Genomic DNA, 15,066 nt, shown 5'->3' on the forward strand with positions numbered 1-15,066 from the left:
TATTTTGTGAACAAAAAATGACCAGTCAGCATTTTGCCCCGCGAAGCTTGCCGGCAGGGCCTCTGCCAGAATTCCATCAACAGAGTTATCCACAGGGCACGCTGCGACAAAATGCCCTTTAATTGCGCTCGGCGAGCAGCATCAGGTTGCGCGGGGTGAGCGGTGTTTCGCAGAAGCTGCCGACTTGAACCCTGTAACCGTTTTCTTCGAGAAACAATGCCCGGTCCAGTACCAGCCACATTTCCAGCGGGCGCCGAAACAGACCACGCACTAATTCCAGGTTTCGCACCTGTGCCAAGCGCTGCCAGCCTTGGGCCTCCAGTGCCGACCAATCCTGTTCCCCTGTGGATAATCCCTTGAGGGCCGCCAGTTCGCGGCAGTAGTCGGCGAACGGCTTGGCCAGCCAACTCGCGGGCAGGGACGGAGTGGGCAGGTAAGCATCGCTCTTGCGCAGTTGCCGCTGCAGAACATCAAAACCCAGGCGCCTGGCCATCGACGTATCGCGCTGCTGACGCACCCGCGCGCCTGCGGTAACGGTTTCGCTCAGCGGCAGGCCGAGGTCTTCCACCGATAAATGCAGTGACGACGCCTGGGCGGCAATCGACAGCGGCTGGTACTGCTCGGCGCGGATGCGGTTGTAGCAGCAGGGCGCCACGGCCAACTGCTGGCAGCCGGCGGCGCTGGCCAGTCGGAGCAGGCGCACATGCAGGTCGCCGCAGGCGTGCAGTGCCACAGGGGTTTGGTCGCGGCTGATCTGTACGTCGGCCATCACGTCTTGCAGGCGATGGGTGACGGGCAATTGATGGTGTTCGCTGAGGGCTTGCCCTGAGGCGATGAGGGCCGGGTCGTATTCCAGGCAGGTCAGTTGCTGCTCGGGTTGCAACAGGCGGCGGCCGAGGTGGCCCTTGCCGGCACACCAGTCGAGCCAGTGTTCGGGGGTTTGGCGAAATTGCAGCGCGGCGCCGAAGGCTTCGATCTGCTGCCATTTGCGGCCGGGTACATCGACGTTCAGGCGATGACGGGCGGCCGGTAGCGGGCGGGACGGTAAGTTATCCACAGCACTGAGATTCAGCGACTGCATGGCCAGCTCAGGGAAAGGCGCAGGCGCCGGCAGGTGGTGAGGCTGGTTATGGCTGCTTTCCGCTTCGGCCAGCGAGCGCTGGCGCAGCCAATGGGCCAGTTCGGGATGCTGGGTTTCCCACGGCAATTGCAGGTGAGTAAAGGGCCGTGGTCGCCACAGCCCTTGATGTTCGGTGAGGAACGCATCCAGCGCCTGGAAGCGGGCGAGCAGTTGCTCACCCGTCAACAAGGCGTCAGCGGCCCTGGCAGGCATCGACCCGCAACCAGCGCTCCAGCAGCTTGAAGAAGCGCACCAGGACGTAGGACATCAGCAGGTAGAACAACCCGGCAGCGAAGAAGATCTCTACCGGCAGGTAGGTGCGGGCAATGATCGTGCGGGCCATGCCGGTCAGTTCCAGCAGGGTCACGGTACTGGCCAGGGCGCTGGCCTTGAGCATCAGGATCACTTCGTTGCTGTAGGCCGGCAGGCCGATGCGCGCGGCACGCGGCAGGATGATGTAGAACAGCGCCTTGGGCCTGGACATGCCCAGCGCCCGCGCGGCTTCGATTTCACCCGACGGGATGGCCTGGATCGCGCCACGCAGGATCTCGGCGATATAGGCGGCGGTGTGCAGCGTCATGGTGGCGGTGGCGCACCAGAACGGGTCCCGCAGGTACGGCCACATGAAGCTTTCACGCACGGCGTCGAACTGTGCCAGGCCGTAGTACACCAGGAACAGCTGCACCAGCAGCGGCGTGCCGCGGAAGAAGAAAATGTAGCAGTAGGGCAGGGTGCGCACGTACCACAGGCGTGACGAGCGGGCGATGCCCAGCGGGATTGCCAGCAGCAGGCCGGCGATCACGGCGATGGCCACCAGCTCCAGGGTCAGGGTTGCGCCCTGGGCCAGTTTCGGCAGCCATTTGATGATCACGGCCCAGTTCAGGCCCAGGTCGAAATGCGACAGCCAGCTGTAGTCGCCACTCATTGCGTGCTCCTCGCAAAGCCGCGCGCGGCACGTTTTTCCAGGAAGTGCATGCCGGTCATCGCCAGGACAGTGAGGCCCAGGTACATGAAGGCCGCGACCATAAAGAAGGTGAAGGGCTGCTTGGTGACGGTCACGCCGATCTGCGCGTGGCGCATGATTTCTTCCAGGCCGATCACCGAGACCAGCGCGGTGTCCTTCATCAGAATCATGAACAGGTTGCCCAGGCCCGGCAGCGCGATGCGCCACATTTGCGGCATGATCAAGCGGGTGAAGATCCGGACTTTCGACAAGCCCAGTGCGACACCGGCTTCACGGTGGCCCTTGGGAATGGCCAGGATCGCGCCGCGGAAGACTTCCGTGGCGTAGGCGCCAAAGCACAGGCCCAGGGCGATCACCCCGGCGGCGAAAGCGCTGAGGGAAAGGTCGGGGTTGCCGAAAAACTCCCCGAGGGAGCGCATCAGGTTGACCGTGCCGAAATAGATCAGCAGGACCCACAGCAGTTCCGGGATGCCGCGAACCAGGGTGGAGTAGCTGCCGCCAAGCCATTGCAGCGGCTTGTACGGGGAAGTCTTGGCCAGGGCGCCGGCCAGCCCGAGCACCAGCCCGAGGCACAGGGCGGTGAGCGCCAGCTTGACGGTCATCAGCGCGCCGGCGGCGAGCGCCGGGCCGAATCCGTAGAGGTCGAAATTCATGGTTTAGTCGTTTCGCAAGGCAAAGCTCAGGACCGGCGCACTCAAGCGAGCACGCCGGGCAGGCCATTCAGGATCACTCGATACTGAAAGGGAAGTACTTGTCGTTGATCTTCTTGTAGGTGCCGTCGGCCTTGATTTCAGCCAGGGCTTTGTTCAAGCGCTCGCGCAGCGGGTCGCCTTTGCGTACGGCGATACCGATCTTGTCGCTCTCGACCACCGGGTCGCCCTTGAATTCGTAGGCGGAGCCGTCTTTGCTTTTCAGCCACTCGTACTGCACGTACTTGTCGGCGAGCATCCCGTCCAGGCGGCCGGAAGTCAGGTCGAGGTAGGCGTTTTCCTGGGTGTCGTAGAGCTTGGCGGTGGTGTCCGGCAGCTTGTCTTCCAGGTAGGTACCGGCCAGCGTTGCGCGCTGTGCACCGATGATCTTGCCCTTCAGGTAGTCCGCGTCGGTCTTGAAGTCTTTGTTGGCTTTGGGCGCGATGAACTGCAGCTTGTTGGAATAGTACGGGTCGGTGAAGTCGACGGCCTGCTTGCGTTCATCGGTGATGGACAGCGAGGAGACCAGGAAGTCGAACTTCTTGGCATTCAGGGCCGGGATAATGCCGTCCCAGTCGGAGACATACACTTCGCACTTCTCGACTTTCATCTTGGCGCACAGGGCGTCGCCGATGTCCTTGTCGAAGCCGACGACGTTGCCGCTGGCATCTTTATTGTTGAACGGCGGGTAGGCCGCTTCGATCCCCATTTTCAAGGTTTCAGCCATCGCCGTGGCGCTGAACGCCATCGAAACAGCGGCGGCCAAGAGGAATTTTTTATAGTTCTGCATGCATGTTGCTCCGTTAGCGGTTGCTGGACATGAATTGTTTGCAGCGCGCCGAAAGCGGGTTTTCAAATACCTGCTGTGGCGATCCTTGCTCTTCGACCAGGCCCTGGTGCAGGAACACCACTTCACTGGACACCTGGCGGGCAAAGCCCATTTCATGGGTGACCAGCAGCATGGTGCGGCCTTCTTCGGCCAGGGCGCGGATCACATTAAGTACTTCCTGAACCATTTCCGGGTCAAGGGCCGATGTGGGCTCGTCGAACAGGATGACTTTGGGCTGCATGGCCAGGGTGCGTGCGATCGCGGCGCGTTGTTGCTGGCCGCCGGACAGTTGCGCGGGGTAGGCATGACGCTTGTCACTGATGCCGACCTTGGCCAGCAAGGCTTCGGCGATTTCAGTGGCTTCGGCCTTGCTCTGGCCGAGCACGCGGCGCGGGGCCTCGATGATGTTGTCGAGGACGCTCATGTGCGGCCACAGGTTAAAGTTTTGAAACACAAAACCGATTTCGCTGCGCAGGCGGTTGATCTGTTTGCCGTCGGCGGCCACCAGTTCGCCGTTTTTCGCAGCCTTGAGCTTGAGCTCTTCACCGGCCACCAGGATTTGCCCCTGGTGCGGGTTTTCCAGCAGGTTGATGCAGCGCAGGAACGTGGACTTGCCGGAACCGGAGGAACCCAGGATCGAGATCACATCGCCGTCGCGGGCGGTCAGCGAGATACCTTTAAGCACCTCCAGCTCACCATAGCGTTTATGCAAGTTGCGGATTTCAAGCGCGGGCGTGGCCTCAGCCATGTGCGGTCCTCATTGTGTTCATTGCGCTCCTGCTGTTGGCCCGCCTTCCTGGCGAGGCGCCAAGCTAGCATAGCGTCCGGATGACAGCCAACAGCCCTGCAGGCGGTAAACAGACGGTCTGCGGCAGGGTGTCGCATCGGCACAGCAGTGTGTCGCGCCATCAACAACCGAACAGCCGTTTGAACCAGTATTCCTACAGGTTTCGCGTAAAAAAGGGCGCGATGGTGCCAGCTTTGGCCGGGTGTTGGAAGGGTTAAACCGGCGAACGGTCCTTATCAGCCCTTTTATGGGGCGTCACGCACAAATTGTGTGTGTTTTTGGTGCGCTAATTCGTCTTTCAAGTGAGTCGCACAGTAACGCTATAGCGGAATGCCATTAGTGTCAGTGACTTACGAGAGCTATTGAGTTTCCCTACAGCCCGCGTCAATCGCGGCTCTGTAACATTTTGGCGCAAATCTTGCGTAAAAAATAAAGAACGCCCCGTTGGTTTCTTTTCACGAGAAAGACGCCAGACCGGGTGGACCGTATTCGCAATTCCTCGCAAAGGTGTGTCAATGAGTAGTACGCAAAGCTCCAATGACCTCGAACAGGGGCTCAAACCGCGTCACGTCACCATGCTGTCGATTGCCGGCGTTATCGGTGCCGGGTTGTTTGTGGGCTCCGGCCACGCGATTGCTGCGGCGGGCCCGGCCGTGCTGCTGGCTTATGCCGCCGCCGGTACGCTGGTGGTGTTGGTGATGCGCATGCTGGCCGAGATGGCCGTGGCATCGCCGGACACGGGTTCGTTCTCTACTTATGCCGACCGTGCGATCGGGCACTGGGCCGGTTTCACCATCGGCTGGTTGTACTGGTGGTTCTGGGTGCTGGTGATTCCGCTGGAAGCCAACGCTGCCGCGACCATCCTGCACGCCTGGTTCCCCGGCGTGGCGATCTGGGCCTTCACCCTGATCATTACCTTGCTGCTGACCGCGACCAACCTGTTCAGTGTGAAGAACTACGGCGAGTTCGAGTTCTGGTTTGCGCTGATCAAAGTGGTGGCGATCATCGGGTTTGTGATTCTCGGCATCCTGGCGATCTTCGGCTTCCTGCCGGGCAGTCAGGTCAGCGGCGTTTCGCACCTGTTCGACACCCAGGGCTTCCTGCCCAACGGCATGGGCGCGGTATTGGCGGCGATCCTGACCACCATGTTCTCGTTCATGGGCACCGAGATCGTGACCATCGCGGCCGCTGAATCGAAGAACCCGGGCCAGCAGATTTCCAAGGCCACCAACTCGGTGATCTGGCGGATCGGCTTGTTCTACCTGGTGTCGATCTTCATCGTCGTGGCCCTGGTGCCGTGGAATGATCCTGCGCTGGCAGCGGTCGGTTCCTACCAGACCGTGCTGGAACGCATGGGCATCCCGAATGCCAAGCTGATCGTTGACCTGGTGGTGCTGGTGGCCGTGACCAGTTGCCTGAACTCGGCGCTGTACACCGCTTCGCGCATGATGTTCTCCCTGGGCCGTCGCGGTGATGCACCGGCGGTGTCCAAGATCACCAACAAGAGCGGCACGCCTTACTGGGCGGTGTTGCTGTCTACCGGCGCGGCGTTCCTGGCGGTATTCGCCAACTACGTGGCACCGGCGGCGGTGTTTGAATTCCTGCTGGCCAGCTCCGGCGCCATCGCGCTGCTGGTGTACCTGGTGATCGCCGTGTCGCAACTGCGCATGCGCCAGAAACGCACGGAAGCGGGCGAGAAGATTGCCTTCAAGATGTGGCTGTTCCCGGGCCTGACGTATGCGGTGATCGTGTTCATCGTGGGCGTGCTGACGATCATGTTGTTCCAGGAAGCGCATCAGGTGGAGATCATTGCCACCGGGATCCTGAGCTTGCTGGTAGTTGCGGCGGGGCTGATGGTGTCGCGTCGGCGCAAGGGCCGGAAGGTTGGGGCTGCGGTGCTTAACTGACGGAGTGCTTTCGTCGCAATACCGTTGATCAAATGTGGGAGCGGGCTTGCTCGCGAATGCGGTGGATCAGTCGACATTTGAGCTGACTGACACACTGCCTTCGCGAGCAAGCCCGCTCCCACATTTCGTTTTGTATCAGTCTTCGGAGCTAACCAGCGCCTGTGACGCCGCGACGTAATCGGCCTGAAACTCCGGCGATTCAATCCACGCCAGCGCTGCCGCTTCATCCTCGGTATCCGTGGCCCACTGGCGATACTCAATCAGCGCCGCGAGGATAAAGTCCGTCGCTTCTTCTTCGCCTTCCTGCTCCAGTACCACTGCCAGCAGCGGGTGCGCCAGGAACGCGGAACACAGCGCCTGCTGGCTGGTTTCGCCAGCGGTGCGCATCTCCAGGAACAGCTCGGTCAAATCCACCGATTCAAGATCAATGCGGCTGTCATCGCCGGCAAAGGCATCCGGCTTGGTGGCGACGGCGCGTTGGGTGCGATTCTGCTTGGCCTTGGCTTTTGCCCGGTGGGCGCGTTTTTGCTGCTTGTTCGGCGAAGCCATGGGCTCACGTCCTTGGTGTCAGGATCTGGGGGTGGGGTATTGAAGCGCAGGTCTGGAGAAATCCCAAGGCTTTCTAGGTGCGATCCGTCACTTGGCGCCCCGGCGTGCCGTTGGCCAACTCTCCCCTTTGCAGCCAAGCCAATGCAATCGGCCACAACCGATCTTGATACTGGCTGCGAAAGAATGCGAAGTGTCCGACCTCTTTTTCGCCGATATCTTCAGGCGCGATTCGCAGATGCGTGCGCTCGCTGCCGTCGAAGTAACCCAGCAGGCGTTCGATTGCTGCGACGGTACCAAACGGATCGTCGGTAATGCTGATGGCCAATATCTGTGCCTTCACCCGCGAAAACGGCAGCTCGGGCAAGGCTCGCCCACTCGGACGTTTTTCATAACTCGGCGTCGGCGTACTCCAGTCGCGTACCACGCCCGCCGGGGTATCCTCCAGCCAGCCTATGCGTTTGCCCGGGAAGTAGCCAAAAACCGCTGTCACCAGCGGCATCACCACATGCCATTTGGCAAGCATCCGCCAGCGCCCGCTCGCCTCGTAGTCGCGCCAGTAGGCAAACTGCGCGCCTACCGTCACCAGGCGCCGAATCACTGCGCCGGAAGCCCCGAGTCCCGCCGCACATCCGCCAAAACTGTGCCCGACCACATCAATCGGTTGGCCGGCAAACTCCCGCTGGGCCCGCTGCAGGATCGCTTCGAAGTCCAGCACGCCCCAATCCGACCACGAGGCCTTGAACCCTTTCAGCGAGCCGCTGCGGGATTCGCCGATGCCGCGGTAGTCGTAGGTGATGACGTCGAAGCCATTGGCAAACAGGTAATCGGCAAACCGTGAGTAGTGACGGCAGCGTACGGAGGTGGCGGCGTTGATGATGACGACCGGGCGTTCAACGTCTGTGCGCGGATGGCGCCACGTGAAGCCGCCGATGGAATGCCCATCGGCTGTGGGCTCGCGGAATGCTTCGGCTTGAGTTCGGGCTGGCAGGTTCATGAACAGGCTCGATCATTGCGCTTTCGATGGGGTGTCAAAGGCCCGTGCGCAGTTTTATGAGAAGTCGAAACTAACAAATTTCTGCTATGAAGACCCCGGGGATTTTTCTGAGGCTCGACCTGAGCGGCACAGATGCCTAGGCTTAGACCCTTTCGCCCACCAGAGCCGGCCCATGACCCGCGACACCCTCGAACAAAACCAGATCCCGATCTACTTCGCCAGCGTGGTGCTGGCTGCCGTTGTCGGCCTGCTGGCGCCCTCCATGTCTCAAGGTGTGGCCGCCCTGGTTACGCCCGCCATCGCCGTGCTGATGTACGCGATGTTCCTGCAAATCCCGTTTCTGGACCTGCGCCAGGGGCTGGGCAACAAACACTTCATGGCCGCGTTGCTGCTGGCCAACTTCATCCTGATTCCGCTGCTGGTGTGGGCGCTGACTCGGGGCCTGGTGGAACACCCGGCGATCCTGGTGGGTGCGTTGCTGGTGCTGTTGACGCCGTGCATCGACTACGTGGTGGTGTTTACCCATATCGGCAAGGGTGACTCGCGGTTGATGCTGGCAGCGACCCCGATTCTGTTGTTGCTGCAACTGCTGCTGTTGCCGGTCTACCTGGGGTTGATGCTGGGGGCGCAGTCGCAGGTAGTGGTTGCAGTGGGGCCGTTTGTCGAGGCCTTCCTGCTGCTGATCGTTGCCCCCATGATTCTGGCGGTGCTGACCACTTCCCAGTCCCGGCGCTCACCGGTCGTCAGTGCCTGGAACGATGCCTGGGCCTGGCTGCCCGTGCCGGCCATGGCGCTGGTGCTGATGGTGGTGATCGGTTCGCAGATCACCGCCGTGGTCCGCGATATCGGCCTGCTGGCGCCGGTGATCCCGGTGTATATCGGCTTCCTGTTGCTGGCCCCGCTGATGGGGGCGCTGGCTTCGCGCCTGTTCAAGCTATCGGCGCCCACGGCGCGGGCGGTCACCTTCAGCGCCTCCACGCGTAATTCCCTGGTGGTGCTGCCGCTGGCGCTGGCGTTACCCGAAGAGATCCGTGGGCTCGCTGCTGCCGCAGTGATCACGCAAACCCTGGTGGAATTGGTAGGGGAGCTACTCTATATCCGGCTGTTGCCGCTGCTGATCTGGCCCGCTCGTCGTTAGGCGGATGAATGTTTGATTCCGTTCAGGGGTTATTCAGGGTGGCGTTCGGCAACATGAGCCGGTTTACCCCACCTGACAGGCTGAATAATGGATCAACACAATCGCTTTCGAATGGAATCGCTGGGTATTTTCCTTATCGCCTTGCTGCTGTTCACCCTGGGCATCTGGGACCAGCAGCCACAGGGCTTCGACGGTCGCTGGGCCGTGTTCATGCAAGAGATGTTTCGCCACGGTGCGAGCCTGTTTCCTACCACCTACGGTGAGCCTTACCCGGACTATCCGGGCACCGCGACCTACCTCAGCTACCTCTTTGCCTGTTTATTCGGCGCGCCCAACGACCTGGCTAACGTGATGCCCACCGCCCTGGCGTCTGCCGGGGTCATGGCGCTGATCTACCGCTTGCTGGTGCCGTCGGGCCGGGCGTGGGCGCTGCTGACGGTGCTGCTCACCGCATTGACTGCCCAGTTGCTGGAGAAGTCGCGCTCGGTGTGCCTGGACCAGATGATCTCGTTGTTGTGCCTGGGGTGTTTCTACCTGCTGCATACCGGTGAGCGCCTGGGCTCGCGGCTGCGCCAATATGCGATCTTTCCGTTGTTCGTGGTGGCGTTTGCCATTCGCGGGCCGCTGGGGTTGATCGAGGTGTGCGGGGTGGCCTGTGTCTACTGGGCGCTGGGCACCGCTCGTACGCGGCAAGAGCGGATTGCACTGCTGAAAAAGGTGATTGCCCACGGCGTGGTCGGTTTGATCCTGCTGGCCGGCTGTTGGTGGGCGCTGTTGAAACTGGCGCGGATCAGCGGGGGCGATGCTTTCGTCGATGATGTGCTGCGGATGCAATTCACCGGGCGCCTTGATGAAACCGGTGAGGCGTTCTACTTCTACTTCAAGCTGAGCCTGTACCGCTATTTCCCGGTGGTGCCGCTGGCCCTGGCGACGATGATTGCCCTGCGCCACAAATGGTCGGCCCGCCACGACGATGCCGATGTGCAGTTGATGCTGCGTTTGGCCGCCTGCGGACTGATGATTTTGCTGGGCTTGTCGGTGCCGCACTTCAAGCGCGCCTATTACATCGTCCCCATGGTCCCGATGTTTGCCGCGGTGGCCGCCTATGGCTTGCTCCAGGCCCAGGGCTGGTTGCTCGGCGTGCGGCGTGGCTATGAGTGGCTGGTGGCGGTCCTGCCGGTGCTGGGCATTGTCGTGGTGTTTGTCTGTCGGCATCTGTGGCACAAGCACGGCTACTGGCCGGACGTTTCAGTGCCGGCGCTGGTGGGTGTGCTGATCGTGCTGCAACTCGCAGCCGTGATTGCCTGGCGCCGTTTGCAGGGCAATCTCGGCCAGCGCCTAGTGGTGCTCAGCCTGATTGCGCTGGCCACCCAATGGCTGGTGCTGGTGAAGGTTGTGGAGCCGGCCAAGGACCTGCAATTCGACACCAGGAACTTCGTAAGCGCGGTGGAAAAGCTGCGTGCCGATAATCCCGGGACCCTGGTGTTCGTCGATCTGGCCAAGGACACCTGGGCGATTCGCTACATCATGAACCTGGATCACGACGAGCAGCCGCTGTTCATCGGGCGCAACCAACCCTTGCTGGTGAATACACTGCCGCGCCCCGCCTGGGTGATTGTGGAGCGCAAGCAAACCGCATTGCTCAGCGGCACGCCGCTGGAACACATGGCGCCGGTGTTCAATGGGCGGTTGAATGACAACCCGCTGCTGGTGTTCCTGGTGAAGTGACTCAGTCGCCTTGACATCCTTGTCGGTGGTAACGCCGACAAGAGTGGCGATCACTGGGGAATTAAGGATGGATCAATAGGGTCGGAATGAGGTGTTGATAACCGGCGCTTTGGATCGTCTTACTGTATGGTCGCCGCCTGGATGACCGGTTGGTCTAATTGGAGTGCTTTGCAGCCTGCCGCAAAACAGGCGCCTGCTAGGCTTGGGTACTTTCGTGGTGATGAGTTTGGGTGCGACATGGAAGCAGTAAAAATGGATTTTGAGTATGCCGGTGCCGAGAGCGTCGGTAGTGCCCACGTGATCGGCCGTTCCTGGCTTGGCGGCCTCAGCATCTGTTTTGACGGAGGCTGCAGCTACCCCTCGATGATCAGCGTGCTGGAGGCTGTGTTCAGGCGCTACGGACGCCTGGTGCGTTTTGGCGAGTCGCTCTCGGCGCAGGATTGGATTGCGCGCGTGGAGGAGAGTGGTTTTCACATCTCCGAGCAGGAGCGGGTTGCGGTGTTGACGTTGATGCGGGGCGGGGGCTGAAGGAGTCAAAAACGCCAGGCAACAAAAAACCCGCACCAGGCGGGTTTTTTGTGTGTTTCAGATGACGTTTGCACCACCTGAAACTAATTAGTGGTGCCCAGAGACGGAATCGAACCGCCGACACGGGGATTTTCAATCCCCTGCTCTACCGACTGAGCTATCTGGGCAACGGGGCGCATTAAACGGGTTTTTCAGGGGGTCGTCAAGCAAGTTTTCAAAAAATATTTAATTATTACCGTCGCTTACGGGCCAACCCCCAAATTTGATCAATTATTCAGCAGGTGGCACGTAGCCGTCGGCCTTGGCGTAATCCTCGCCGGAAAAGTACTTGTCCATTTCGCCCTGCAGGTATTTGCGGTCTTCGGCGTTCATCATGTTCAGGCGCTTTTCGTTGATCAACAGGGTCTGGTGCTTTTGCCAGTCAGCCCAGGCCTTGGCGGAGACGTTGTCGAAAATGTCCTGGCCCTTGGCGCCAGGGAACGGGGCGCGCTCCAGGGCGGGCAGTTCTTCGTGGTACTTGCGGCAGATGATGGTGCGGGTCATGACGGAACTCCTGCGTTCAATACTTCAGCCGCGCGCTTCAGCAGTTTTTTCACCGGGGCGGCAAGGCCCAGGCGCGGCGGGGTGGCGAGGTTATACCAGAGCCAGTCAGCCTCGGCCACGTGATGGGCAGACTCCTGGACCTGGACCAGCCAGGGTTCGATAGCCAGTTGGAAGTGGCTGAAGGTGTGGATCAGGCTCGGCAGCTCCTGGTGTTTGCCCAGCGCCAGCGAGTGCTGGTTGGCCAGGTGTTCCAGGTCGGCCAGGTCATCCAGCTCCGGCAGGCTCCACAAACCGCCCCACAGGCCTGTGGAGGGGCGACGGTAAAGCAGGATCGCGCCCTCGCCATTGGCCAGCATCGGCATCAGCGTGCGCTTCTGGGGCACGGTCTTGCGTGGCTTGGGGATCGGGTAGCGGGTTTCCAGGCCGAGCAGGTGCGCTTCGCAGCCCTTTTCCAGCGGGCACAGCAGGCAGCTGGGCTTGCTGCGGGTGCAGAGGGTGGCGCCCATGTCCATCATGGCCTGGGTGTAGGCGTTGACGCGGTCATGGGGCGTAAAGCGCTCTGCGGTGGCCCACAGCTGTTTGGCGACCTTCGGCTCGCCCGGGTAACCCTCTTGCGCGGTAAAGCGCGCCAGCACGCGTTTGACGTTGCCATCGAGGATCGGCGCTCGCAGGCCCATGCTCAGGCTGGCAATCGCACCCGCGGTGGACAGGCCAATGCCGGGCAGTTCGGTGAGTTTTTCGACGTCACGGGGAAACTCGCCGCCATATTCGGCAACGACGATCTTCGCGGTCTTTTGCAGGTTGCGCGCCCGGGTGTAGTAACCCAGCCCGGTCCACAGGTGCAGCACTTCGTCTTCCGGCGCGGCAGCCAGGGCTTCGACCGTTGGCAAGGACGCCATGAACCGGTCGAAGTAGTTCAGCACGGTGCTGACCTGGGTCTGCTGCAACATGATCTCCGAGACCCACACCCGGTAAGGCGTGATGCCCTGTTGCCAGGGCAGGTCATGGCGACCGTGGCGGTCGTACCAGTCGAGCACCGCCGTTGAAAACTGCTCGTTTCTCATCGTTTGAACAGGCCTTTAAGCGCGTCTTTCAGCTGTGGATTGACCTTGTCGAGCTTCTGTTCAAGCTTCTCGCTGAGCTTGTTGCCCGCCGCCTTGATGGCGACCTGGCTCAAGCCGTCCTTGTCCAGGCGGCAGGCCTTGGCGCCCAGTTCCAGCGGGCCACGGCAGCGCAGCGGGACTTCGATGTTCTGGAAGTTGGAGCCCACCTGGCAAGCCGGGTCCGGCACGTCGCGCTGGTCGCCTTCGACGATGATGCCGACGCGGTAGTCCATGCCCAGCACGCGCAGGTCGACGTCACCGTCGCCGTTGACGGTCAGGCCCGGGATGCGCACTTTCAGGTCGGGGTTGCTGGCCACGCCATTGCGGAAGGTCAGGTTGCCCTTGAGTTCCTGGAACGGGGTGTCCTTGCCGCGCTGGTCGCCGCTGAGGGTCTTGCGGTTGAGCAGGGCGATGCCGGTGCACAGCTGTTGCTCGATGTTGGCGTTGAGCAGCACGCCGTTGTTGATCGCGAAGCTGGCGGTACCGTTGAGGCTGTCGATCAGGGCTTTCTGGCTATTGCCGCGGCCGTTGAGGTTGCTGTCGAGGGTGAGCTGGCCCTTCACCGGCGGGTTCTGCCCCTGGGCTTGCAGGATGCGTTCGACCGGTACCTGCTTGATGCGGGTTTGCAGCGCCAGCAGCGGGATGTCCTGGCGCACGTCAAGGTTGCCGTTGGCCTGGAAGGTGCCGTTGTAGAGGCCGCCGCTCAAGGTATCGAGCTTGAGCTGGCCATCGAGGCCGGAGGCTTTCAGGGCGGCATTCTGGATCGGCAGCTTGCTCAGGGTCAGTTGGCCAAAGGACAGGTCGGCGTTTACGTCCAGGGTGCGCAGGCGGGTCAGCGGCAGCAGCTTGTCGGTACTCCACGCGGCTTTGGTCGGGGCGTCCGGCAACGGTGTGGTGCCACCGGCCGCCATGGCGCCGGCTTCGCTGTTCTGCACTTCAGCCTGGCGCGCGGCCGCAGCGCCCTTGGCGGCTTCGGACTTGGCCGGCAGGTAGTTGTCGGCGTTGAACGTATCGGCCTTGAGCTGCACCCGCAGGGATTGCCTGGCGAAATCATCCACGGCCACGCGACCGGTGAAGGTGCTGTCGTCGAGTTTCAGGTTGAGGTCTTCAAGCGCCAGGCTGGTCGGCGTGCCCTTGAGGCGGCTGACCAGTTCGACCTTGCTCAGGCTGCCGGCGGCCATCGGTGGCAGCGGGTTGCCGACGCTGTCGAGGAACTTGGCCAGGTCAAACTGGGCAATCGACAGGGCGCCGCTGAGCTGTGGAGTCTTGTCCAGGTCGTTGACCTTCAGCTCGCCCAGGGCGCGCAGTTGGTTCAGCGACAACTTCATGCCGGTCCATTCGGCGATATTCGCAGACTGGTCCACCAGCAATTGGCCCTGGGTCGAAAAGGTCACGGTCTTGCCTTGCAGCGGCTCGCCGGTGGCTTCACCAGTGACCTTCATGTCTTCGAACTGGTAGCGCTTGAGGGCGCGCTGAATGCGCAGGTTGCCGTTGACCTCGGTCTTGACGCGCATCAGCGGCTGGTTGGTGCCGAAGAACGCGGTGAGTTTGACCGGGATGCTTGCACCTTCGTGCACGGCGCCGGCACTCAGCTGGATGCTTTCGGCGCTGAACTGCTTGCCGGTCTGCTCGTCGTTGTATTCGACGCGGGCGTTGTTGATGGTCAGGCTGTCGATGTCCAGGCGGATCGGCTGCGGCGGCTTTTCAGGCTTGGGCGGTGTGGCCGCTTCAGCCACGGCAGGCGTGGTGGCGGCGGTAGCCGGGTCCGGCACATTCTTGCCGATGTCTTCCCAGTTGCCGTGGCCATGCACGTCTTTGTTCAGGCGCAGGTTCAGGCCTTCGACACGTACATCGCTCATCTGCACTTCACGGCGCAGCAGCGGCAGCACGCGCACCGACAGGCCGAGCATCTGCAGATCGGCAAACGGTTGGCTCGGATTGGTCAGGGTCGCAACGCTGGCCTCGTGCAATTCAAGACCGAGCCAGGGGAACAGGCTCCAGCCGATGTCGCCATTGAGCGTCAGCTCGATGTGGGCCTTGTCGCGGGCAATCTGGCGAATCTCGTCTTTGTAGTCGTTGGGATCGAAGAGATGGGTCAGGGCAAAGCCTAGAGCCACAATGATCAGCAACAGCCCGAGAAGTACCAGACCCAGGATTTTGCCGAACGCTTTCATGGGCGAGTCCTTG

General features: G+C 61.5%; 14 protein-coding genes and 1 tRNA gene. 4 read left to right on the top strand and 11 right to left on the bottom strand.

The genetic code is table 11. The features are described 5' to 3' along the window. Positions 1-118: 118 nt before the first annotated feature. The 5 genes from HX817_RS18165 to HX817_RS18185 all read right to left on the bottom strand — a co-directional run bounded on the left by HX817_RS18165 (position 119) and on the right by HX817_RS18185 (position 4,350). A complete protein-coding gene (locus HX817_RS18165) occupies positions 119-1,333 on the bottom strand; it encodes a methyltransferase (RefSeq protein WP_177040774.1) in 1,215 nt (404 codons plus the stop codon). Then, positions 1,314-2,003, bottom strand: a complete 690-nt coding sequence (locus tag HX817_RS18170; protein WP_177040799.1) for an ABC transporter permease — start codon at positions 2,001-2,003, stop codon at positions 1,314-1,316. Before HX817_RS18170 ends, HX817_RS18165 begins: the two co-directional genes overlap by 20 nt. Before the next feature lie 38 nt (positions 2,004-2,041). After that, positions 2,042-2,737, bottom strand: a complete 696-nt coding sequence (locus HX817_RS18175; protein ID WP_003218063.1) for an ABC transporter permease — start codon at positions 2,735-2,737, stop codon at positions 2,042-2,044. 73 nt (positions 2,738-2,810) lie between these two features. Beyond that, positions 2,811-3,563, bottom strand: coding sequence for an ABC transporter substrate-binding protein (locus tag HX817_RS18180; RefSeq protein ID WP_003218061.1), 753 nt, complete (start codon positions 3,561-3,563; stop codon positions 2,811-2,813). A gap of 13 nt (positions 3,564-3,576) precedes the next feature. Further along, positions 3,577-4,350, bottom strand: coding sequence for an ABC transporter ATP-binding protein (locus HX817_RS18185; protein WP_003218059.1), 774 nt, complete (start codon positions 4,348-4,350; stop codon positions 3,577-3,579). 554 nt (positions 4,351-4,904) lie between these two features. Between HX817_RS18185 and gabP the strand changes: the two genes are divergently transcribed. Beyond that, positions 4,905-6,296, top strand: a complete 1,392-nt coding sequence (gene gabP, locus HX817_RS18190; RefSeq protein WP_003218057.1) for a GABA permease — start codon at positions 4,905-4,907, stop codon at positions 6,294-6,296. Between the two features lie 135 nt (positions 6,297-6,431). Here the strand turns inward: gabP and HX817_RS18195 are convergent, their stop codons facing one another. Next, positions 6,432-6,845 (bottom strand): hypothetical protein, encoded by a 414-nt coding sequence (locus tag HX817_RS18195; RefSeq protein WP_177040776.1) that lies wholly within the window; start codon positions 6,843-6,845, stop codon positions 6,432-6,434. Positions 6,846-6,918: 73 nt separating this feature from the next. Continuing rightward, a complete protein-coding gene (locus HX817_RS18200; protein WP_102367918.1) occupies positions 6,919-7,839 on the bottom strand; it encodes an alpha/beta fold hydrolase in 921 nt (306 codons plus the stop codon). A 172-nt stretch (positions 7,840-8,011) separates the two neighbouring features. On the opposite strand from HX817_RS18200, the gene HX817_RS18205 reads away from it, so the two are divergent. The 3 genes from HX817_RS18205 (at position 8,012) to HX817_RS18215 (ending at position 11,233) form a co-directional block, all read left to right on the top strand. Then, positions 8,012-8,977 carry an arsenic resistance protein gene (locus HX817_RS18205; protein WP_177040778.1) on the top strand — a complete coding sequence of 322 codons (966 nt, stop codon included), beginning with the start codon at positions 8,012-8,014 and terminating at the stop codon, positions 8,975-8,977. An 87-nt stretch (positions 8,978-9,064) separates the two neighbouring features. Continuing rightward, a complete protein-coding gene (locus HX817_RS18210) occupies positions 9,065-10,705 on the top strand; it encodes a glycosyltransferase family 39 protein (protein ID WP_177040780.1) in 1,641 nt (546 codons plus the stop codon). 252 nt (positions 10,706-10,957) lie between these two features. Then, positions 10,958-11,233: a hypothetical protein gene (locus tag HX817_RS18215; protein ID WP_008435692.1), complete on the top strand. Its 276-nt coding sequence runs from the start codon at positions 10,958-10,960 to the stop codon at positions 11,231-11,233. A 91-nt stretch (positions 11,234-11,324) separates the two neighbouring features. Here HX817_RS18215 and HX817_RS18220 read toward each other — a convergent pair. From HX817_RS18220 to HX817_RS18235, 4 genes are all read right to left on the bottom strand, one after another. Continuing rightward, positions 11,325-11,400, bottom strand: a tRNA-Phe gene (locus tag HX817_RS18220). 103 nt (positions 11,401-11,503) lie between these two features. Beyond that, positions 11,504-11,776 carry an oxidative damage protection protein gene (locus HX817_RS18225; protein WP_087693327.1) on the bottom strand — a complete coding sequence of 91 codons (273 nt, stop codon included), beginning with the start codon at positions 11,774-11,776 and terminating at the stop codon, positions 11,504-11,506. Beyond that, complete coding sequence (mutY, locus tag HX817_RS18230; protein WP_008435691.1) at positions 11,773-12,840, bottom strand: A/G-specific adenine glycosylase; 1,068 nt, start codon at positions 12,838-12,840, stop codon at positions 11,773-11,775. The genes HX817_RS18225 and mutY overlap by 4 nt, the downstream gene beginning before the upstream one ends. Then, complete coding sequence (locus HX817_RS18235; protein ID WP_177040782.1) at positions 12,837-15,053, bottom strand: AsmA family protein; 2,217 nt, start codon at positions 15,051-15,053, stop codon at positions 12,837-12,839. The genes mutY and HX817_RS18235 overlap by 4 nt, the downstream gene beginning before the upstream one ends. Between the last annotated feature and the right edge of the window lie 13 nt (positions 15,054-15,066).

The organism is Pseudomonas sp. C6002 (genome assembly GCF_013385805.1).
Taxonomy (GTDB): Bacteria; Pseudomonadota; Gammaproteobacteria; order Pseudomonadales; family Pseudomonadaceae; genus Aquipseudomonas.

Excerpts from the sequence above, each read along its gene's own strand:
- HX817_RS18185 (WP_003218059.1), bottom strand. The coding sequence starts at position 4,350 with ATGGCTGAGGCCACGCCCGCGCTTGAAATCCGCAACTTGCATAAACGC.
- mutY (WP_008435691.1), bottom strand. The coding sequence starts at position 12,840 with ATGAGAAACGAGCAGTTTTCAACGGCGGTGCTCGACTGGTACGACCGC.
- HX817_RS18195 (WP_177040776.1), bottom strand. The coding sequence starts at position 6,845 with ATGGCTTCGCCGAACAAGCAGCAAAAACGCGCCCACCGGGCAAAAGCC.
- HX817_RS18180 (WP_003218061.1), bottom strand. The coding sequence starts at position 3,563 with ATGCAGAACTATAAAAAATTCCTCTTGGCCGCCGCTGTTTCGATGGCG.
- HX817_RS18225 (WP_087693327.1), bottom strand. The coding sequence starts at position 11,776 with ATGACCCGCACCATCATCTGCCGCAAGTACCACGAAGAACTGCCCGCC.
- HX817_RS18210 (WP_177040780.1), top strand. The coding sequence starts at position 9,065 with ATGGATCAACACAATCGCTTTCGAATGGAATCGCTGGGTATTTTCCTT.
- gabP (WP_003218057.1), top strand. The coding sequence starts at position 4,905 with ATGAGTAGTACGCAAAGCTCCAATGACCTCGAACAGGGGCTCAAACCG.
- HX817_RS18175 (WP_003218063.1), bottom strand. The coding sequence starts at position 2,737 with ATGAATTTCGACCTCTACGGATTCGGCCCGGCGCTCGCCGCCGGCGCG.
- HX817_RS18205 (WP_177040778.1), top strand. The coding sequence starts at position 8,012 with ATGACCCGCGACACCCTCGAACAAAACCAGATCCCGATCTACTTCGCC.
- HX817_RS18215 (WP_008435692.1), top strand. The coding sequence starts at position 10,958 with ATGGATTTTGAGTATGCCGGTGCCGAGAGCGTCGGTAGTGCCCACGTG.
- HX817_RS18200 (WP_102367918.1), bottom strand. The coding sequence starts at position 7,839 with ATGAACCTGCCAGCCCGAACTCAAGCCGAAGCATTCCGCGAGCCCACA.
- HX817_RS18165 (WP_177040774.1), bottom strand. The coding sequence starts at position 1,333 with ATGCCTGCCAGGGCCGCTGACGCCTTGTTGACGGGTGAGCAACTGCTC.
- HX817_RS18235 (WP_177040782.1), bottom strand. The coding sequence starts at position 15,053 with ATGAAAGCGTTCGGCAAAATCCTGGGTCTGGTACTTCTCGGGCTGTTG.